Annotated in this window: 9 protein-coding genes; 2 read left to right on the top strand and 7 right to left on the bottom strand. The window is 41.3% G+C overall.

All coding sequences use genetic code 11. The features are described from left to right. On the bottom strand, nucleotides 1-298 hold a 298-nt coding region (locus WAM07_RS03325), incomplete at its 3' end, for a BCCT family transporter (protein WP_422164763.1). Nucleotides 299-493: 195 nt separating this feature from the next. Here WAM07_RS03325 and WAM07_RS03330 point away from each other — a divergent pair. Further along, nucleotides 494-979: a GNAT family N-acetyltransferase gene (locus tag WAM07_RS03330; RefSeq protein ID WP_422164765.1), complete on the top strand. Its 486-nt coding sequence runs from the start codon at nucleotides 494-496 to the stop codon at nucleotides 977-979. 48 nt (nucleotides 980-1,027) lie between these two features. Here the strand turns inward: WAM07_RS03330 and WAM07_RS03335 are convergent, their stop codons facing one another. The 5 genes from WAM07_RS03335 to WAM07_RS03355 all read right to left on the bottom strand — a co-directional run bounded on the left by WAM07_RS03335 (nucleotide 1,028) and on the right by WAM07_RS03355 (nucleotide 5,350). After that, nucleotides 1,028-2,038 (bottom strand): Gfo/Idh/MocA family protein, encoded by a 1,011-nt coding sequence (locus tag WAM07_RS03335; RefSeq protein WP_422164767.1) that lies wholly within the window; start codon nucleotides 2,036-2,038, stop codon nucleotides 1,028-1,030. Nucleotides 2,039-2,068: 30 nt separating this feature from the next. Further along, the gene (locus WAM07_RS03340; protein ID WP_422164769.1) at nucleotides 2,069-2,890 is read right to left on the bottom strand and encodes an STAS domain-containing protein; all 822 of its coding nucleotides are present in this window, start codon (nucleotides 2,888-2,890) and stop codon (nucleotides 2,069-2,071) included. A 61-nt stretch (nucleotides 2,891-2,951) separates the two neighbouring features. After that, on the bottom strand, nucleotides 2,952-3,698 hold the full coding sequence (locus tag WAM07_RS03345) for a VCBS repeat-containing protein (RefSeq protein ID WP_422164771.1): 747 nt from the start codon (nucleotides 3,696-3,698) through the stop codon (nucleotides 2,952-2,954). A 110-nt stretch (nucleotides 3,699-3,808) separates the two neighbouring features. Then, nucleotides 3,809-4,264: a hypothetical protein gene (locus WAM07_RS03350; RefSeq protein WP_422164773.1), complete on the bottom strand. Its 456-nt coding sequence runs from the start codon at nucleotides 4,262-4,264 to the stop codon at nucleotides 3,809-3,811. Nucleotides 4,265-4,495: 231 nt separating this feature from the next. Then, nucleotides 4,496-5,350: a DUF1206 domain-containing protein gene (locus tag WAM07_RS03355; RefSeq protein WP_422164775.1), complete on the bottom strand. Its 855-nt coding sequence runs from the start codon at nucleotides 5,348-5,350 to the stop codon at nucleotides 4,496-4,498. Nucleotides 5,351-5,670: 320 nt separating this feature from the next. On the opposite strand from WAM07_RS03355, the gene WAM07_RS03360 reads away from it, so the two are divergent. Then, complete coding sequence (locus WAM07_RS03360; RefSeq protein ID WP_422164776.1) at nucleotides 5,671-5,901, top strand: excisionase family DNA-binding protein; 231 nt, start codon at nucleotides 5,671-5,673, stop codon at nucleotides 5,899-5,901. Between the two features lie 33 nt (nucleotides 5,902-5,934). On the opposite strand, the gene WAM07_RS03365 is transcribed toward WAM07_RS03360, so the two are convergent. After that, nucleotides 5,935-6,054 (bottom strand): Rid family hydrolase, encoded by a 120-nt coding sequence (locus WAM07_RS03365; protein ID WP_422164778.1) that lies wholly within the window; start codon nucleotides 6,052-6,054, stop codon nucleotides 5,935-5,937. Between the last annotated feature and the right edge of the window lie 7 nt (nucleotides 6,055-6,061).

The following is a 6,061-nucleotide window of genomic DNA, read 5'->3' on the forward strand; positions in this document are numbered from 1 at the left end:
CGAGACCCATGCCCATTCCTGCACTAAAGAGCATAGCGAACCAGGTGGGGAGAGGGAACTCGGGTTTTTCATTCTTCTTTCCTAATTTCAGGTGTCCAATTTTAGAGAAAGTTAAATAGACACAAAACAGAAAAATGACCATTACAATTAATAAATAATACCAGCCAAATCGATTAGCAATAAAGGTAGTTGTTTCGGTGGTTACCGTCTCCAAATTGCCTGGAGCTACGGAACCCCATCCTACTACCAGTGCACAGATAGCCAGTGCACTCCAAAATACAGTTGTTACGTTTTTCATATCGTCACCTCGTATGTAGGGGTATTTATAAGTGTGTAAATCGGGCCCTAATATTATATAAGTATATCTATCGCTTCCCTAACGACCTCCCAATCAAACCAATTATTAGTCGATTTGGACTGGTAGATGCAGGAAAAGTTTCGTGTTACATTTAGAAAAATAGCTTTTGCTCAATATTTTTAGGAGGTGGCTGAAGTGCTTGAAACCGTCCAACTTGTAAATATTCAAAAATCTCATTTGCAGCCCATGTACTTATGGGAGCTTGATAAAGAGATCCAGATCAATACCGGGATTGAACACCCGAGAACATATGAACTTTTTTTAAATTCTTTTGAGAAATACTTTCGTGGAGAGAAGCCTCAGTATTTTATAAAAGCTGTGGAAGTCAATGGTGAACTTCTTGGAAAAATAGAGCTGTTCTTTGATGGAGATAAGAATTACCTTGGAATTGTACTAGCTTCTCAGAGAGATCAGGGTATTGGAACCAAGGCTCTGAATCTATTTTTAACAGAAGTTAAACAGCGTAAGTACGTTGATCGGGTGCATGTGGAAGTCTATGATGATAATGAACGAAGCTTACATTTCTTTCAGAAGAATAAATTCGTCTATACAGGGGAATCTTCGGCTGAATGGTACAAAAATCGGCAGCGAAAATTGGTGACTCTTGTGCGTGATATATGATAATTAGGCTCTGCCTCATGTGCCGGATAGTATGAGACAGAGGATTTTTCATTTCGAAGGCGTCAGCTCTTGCAAGTCGACCCGTCTATTTCTTTTTTGAGATAAAGCTGCTCCCTGGTTGATTAGAGTTAAATTCCATGCATCCGTTCTAGTGATGGAAGGGGCGGTGTTTTCTTCAATCGCTGCTGCCCATTGATGCATAGGAAGGGGAAGGGCAGGAACTTTGGCGGGCTTCGTCCATTCTTCTGTGTCCAGTTTTGTGCTCTTAATTCGGATTTCTTTGTTCTCAATCATAAGCGTGCCTTCCGTTCCATATAACTCCAGCTGGAACGGACTTTTTGAAGAAACAAAACTGGTCTCAAGAACAGCCATAGCCTGATTAGAATACTCAACTACAGCTACCGACTGATCATCGACACCCCGTTCTGTTAATTGCTGAAGACGCCCGGTAACCGCGGAAGGCGTACCTAATAACCGGTTTGCTAGATAAATAGGATGGGCACCCAGGTCAATCATCGCTCCACCTCCGCATTGAGCCAAGTTGAAGAATGTTTCGGGGAGCCAGCCTGTAGGGGAGGTTTCAGTTGGGACAGCTCCATTGTGAGCCGCACGGCATCTTACCATCGTTAATTGGCCCAGCAGCCCCTGATTCACGGCTTGCTCTGCGTAGATAAAATAGTCATCGGCCAGACGAGGAAGAGAGACCATCAATTCAACACCTGCAGCATCTACTGCGGCGAAGATTTGTTCACAGTCTGCAATTGTAAATGCTAATACTTTTTCTGTGAATATGTGTTTTCCACGTTTAGCAGCCGCTAAAATCAGGTTCTTGTGCTGATTCGTAGGAGATGCGATAATCACCGCATCAATGCTTTCATCAGAAAGAAGGGTTGTAAGATCCTGAACGAAAGGAACTTCCAATTCCTCTGCCCATTCTTTCCCTCTAACGGGATCTTCATCCCAGACAGATGAGATTATAATATTAGGATTTTCCTGAGCTTGTGCCGCATAGTCGACAGCGTGCACATGCCATTTACTTAAAAGAGCTACTCGCAACATACTTTCCCCTCCTTACACTTCAGAAATATCTTAGCCCGCCTGATTTATTGCTTCAAGCGCCTGACGCAGGTCGCTGTAAGTTTCCAACTGATCAAAATTCATTCCTGCCTGAATGGCAGCCATCGCCATTTCCGTTCGAATGCCTGTCAGTACCGTGCGTGTCCCAAGGAGTTCAATAGTCCGGGTTAAATTAAACAGATCATTAATAAAGATCGTATCAAAGTCTGCAATACCGGAAAAATCAATGAAAAGGATATGAAGACTGTGTTCTTTAACTTTATGTAACGTTTGATCCATGACTACCTCGAACCTGTCTTGTGAGAATTCTCCTACCAGAGGGAGGACAGCTTGATGATGGTTGATAAGAACTACCGGAGTAGAGACGGCATTTAAATGTTTTTCCATCTGAGCATGTTCTTCTTCTTTTGTTTTATTATAATTTTCAGTAGTTGCTCGGATTGCTGCATCAAAAGCGTACACAATTTGCTCAGATACGATGAAACCTTCCTCCACTTTCCCTTCATTAACCAAGTCGGTTTTGCGCATATGTTTAAGTAAAGACAGGCGGAAAACGCTAAGGACATCGATGGTTTGTTTTAGTAAGACACCTTTTGAATAGAAATAATTTTCGGAGTCATAACCGATCTCTGCAGCTGTTGTTTCTTCATCCGTTCTAAGTAAACTTTTGGCTACACGGTCCAACAGCCGGCGAAGCATATCAAAGTGGTAATTTAAATCTCCTTCAGAATAGTCAATTTCGAGTTGATCGAGTGTGTGGGGTAATAGTTCGTTGACGAGTACAGTTTGATGTTCTTTAAAATAATCGGCCATTTTTTCATTAAGATTTGCCATATTGTTATCCTCCCATTTGTAAATAAAATAAGTCACTTAGACGGGTGTGATAAGGGGAAGTTCATCCCCCTTTTACACCAGGTACAGCAGCATATTGATTATGAAGAAACGGTTCAAAAGTTCCATTTCTAAAAGCTAAAGGTGTCTGAATCAGTCCTAGCTGGTCAGCGCTATACCTGCCGATGACTCGCTGTAAAGCATAGAGTTCATATACACCGTTGCCATCAAAATCAATGGGATAAAGTTGATTTAACCCTGAAACCCATCCATTCAATGGCTGTTTTAGCGTTCCGTTTTCATTATAGATTTCCGCTAAATATTCTGAATCACGATTACTGAGGTCAATTAAATAAGATAGCTGAAGCGTTTGATTGACAATTTCTACTCGGTATTGATCTTTGTAGGTAACTGTATATTTAAACCATTCATTAAACTTCTCGTAATCAAACAGTAGGACGGCTTGATTATTTACGAAGGAATAGAGGTAGTAATAACCGAATCCTCCGCTGCCGCCAGAGTTCATGCTTATTAAGATGTCGTCTATTCCATTACCTGTGAAATCTCCAAGGAAAATCCTGGGCTGGTAAGCCTGATTGGTTGAGAGGGGAATGTGGTAAAGCTGGTTTGAAAACCCGTCCTGAATCACTAAAGTAATGTGGGTAACATAAGGGCTGTCTTCTAACTTTTGTCCTGTCAGGTAGATGTGATCCTGGATATTGTCACCATTCACATCCCCCTGGGCATGAGCTGCGACAAAATATCGGTATCCTGACCGCCATTCACTCTGGTTATACACGTATTTATTCATCTGCTCCTCCATTTTTTGGGACACTTTACGGAATATAGAATAGTGTATGCCCAAGATAATGGAATTGCGATTCGACTGGGCAAATATACCCTCAGTTTCAGATACCCATCTTACAGGCGGCTGAATCCTTCTTGCTCCAAAAAGTTGACAGCTTCTTCGTAGGAGTTGAAGGTACCTTCAAGCTGTTCTTCTGCGTATACGTTATACCCGTCCTCTTCTCTCATAAGAACGAGAGCCTGGTCGTGCTGATTTAACCATTCTTCCATGACCGGGTTTTTCTCTGCCTGAGTCATCGACAGGGAGTCAATGGATTGACGAATAATGGCTCTTAAGTCCTCAGCTTCAAAATCTTTAATATTGGTCATGCCTTTTTGATCCGTCGGATAATCTTCTAATTCTCCCGTATATACAAAACCATTTCCATTAGGATGCAGACGGTAGACGACAATTTTTTTATCATATTTACTTTCTTCGAAATGATAATTTAAGCGTCCTAAAGATACTTCTTTTTTGTCCAATTCATCAAATTCTTCAATGATGGATACTTTTTCTTCAAATGTTAGCATGAGAGCCTCCTGAACCATGTATTAATTTGTTTAGTATAGCATATGAGGTGCCTTCAAAGCACGGCTATTGTCATATTCGGTAATCAGTGGTATAGTAGTTATGCGATGAGCTGTTTGCGTAAGACGAAGTATGAGCTTTAAAGCTAAACGACGAATGTGGTCGTCGGTACATTCGCGGCAATATATCAAAAAAGCCTTCCCATTCAAGATGGGAAGGCTTTTTTTAATGCTTTATTTTCTTTTACCAAAGCTCATATGCTCGTAGCGTCCTCGAATAATCTGGTAAACTCCATAAAGAATTAATCCTGCTGCTACTACACCCAGTATCCATTGACCAAACGGGTTCGAAGCTACTTCAGAAAGGGCGCCGTCAAGACCCTTGGCCTGATCTGGATTGGAGGTAAGAGCCGTTTGTACAAAAAAATATCCAATGAGACCCAAAACAGATCCGCGCGCGATCAGTCCTGCAGTACCTGAGTTTTTAGCAACTTTGTATTCGTGGTGATCCATTTCGCCAGTTCTGAATTTCTTTAGGAACTTCTGTGTGGCCCCGCCAATAAATTCATAAAGACCATATCCAATAATAATGACTCCAATAGCTCCTATAATCCAGGCCCCAAACGGCTGTGCCAACAGTTTGGCGGACATTGTCTGCTTGGAACCTCCACCGCTGCTGCTTCCAGCATTGGAAGCAATTTTAATTGCGTTGAGGGCAAGGGCTCCATATACGACTCCGCTCACCATATAACCGACTCTCGAAATAATTCCTTTGGCCCCTGTACCCTCATTTGTAGGGTCTTTGATGGCTTTTATAAAAACCCAGCCAATATAACATATAAGTCCAATTCCAATAATCCATAAAATGATATTGCCTGAAGGTACACCTGCTAAGGATCTCAGCATGCCGGAAGTACCTGTCGTCTTACCGCCTACACCGATAGCAGCCATAAAGGCAAGGATTCCTACAAGGGCATAAACAACACCTTTAGCCATATAGCCGAATCGTGCCAGCCGTCTGATCCACGGTTTTATTTCCTCTTTAGCATCTTTGGCTTTCTGCGCATTAGAAGATGCAGTAGAACTCATGATCGAACACCTCACTTAGTAATTTTTCTGGGGTTTCAAATAAGAGTTTCCCTATTATAGTAATATAGAAACTAAAAAGGGTGATAAAATTCTAATCTAATATTTGGCAATGAATCCTACCTGCTAATTTAAATGGATAAAAGCCGTGGGTTCTGAAAAGGAGAGGCTGTAAAAAGGTAAGTACGTCCAAACTGCCACTTTGTTTGGAGATGAAGAGACCAATACGGGAACGAAGCCATTTTTCAAAAAATAGTGGTAGAGGGTTATGATTTATCATTTGATACCCTATAATAAAAAGGTAGAGAAAAGAAGGTGTAAAAGTGTATTTAACCCTAACAGAAACAGCCGAATTTTTAGATTTACCATACGAATATGTGCTAAAGATGATCAGGGGGAATAAAATCCGAGCCGTTTATGATGGTGAACAGTACCTTGTTAATAAAAGTCAATTTAGTACTCATGTTGAACAGATGGAGAAATACAGGGAAATGATTCAAGATTATTTAAATGAACCTATTCCAGAAGACCCTGATGTAAAAGATGAGGATTAAAAAAAGCAGAGCTTCCAGAGCTCTGCTTTTTCATTATTGACGGGATGCAATGGCTTCAATTTCTACTTTTGCACCTTTAGGAAGTCGGCTGACTTCGACAGCAGCACGTGCCGGGTAAGGCTCGCTTAAATAGCTTGCATAGATGTCATTCACCGTTACG

Source organism: Halobacillus sp. (genome assembly GCF_049282395.1).
GTDB lineage: Bacteria > Bacillota > Bacilli > Bacillales > Halobacillaceae > Halobacillus.

Coding starts and splice junctions, on each gene's coding strand:
- WAM07_RS03335 (WP_422164767.1), bottom strand. CDS start 2,038: ATGTTGCGAGTAGCTCTTTTAAGTAAATGGCATGTGCACGCTGTCGAC.
- WAM07_RS03340 (WP_422164769.1), bottom strand. CDS start 2,890: ATGGCAAATCTTAATGAAAAAATGGCCGATTATTTTAAAGAACATCAA.
- WAM07_RS03345 (WP_422164771.1), bottom strand. CDS start 3,698: ATGAATAAATACGTGTATAACCAGAGTGAATGGCGGTCAGGATACCGA.
- WAM07_RS03350 (WP_422164773.1), bottom strand. CDS start 4,264: ATGCTAACATTTGAAGAAAAAGTATCCATCATTGAAGAATTTGATGAA.
- WAM07_RS03355 (WP_422164775.1), bottom strand. CDS start 5,350: ATGAGTTCTACTGCATCTTCTAATGCGCAGAAAGCCAAAGATGCTAAA.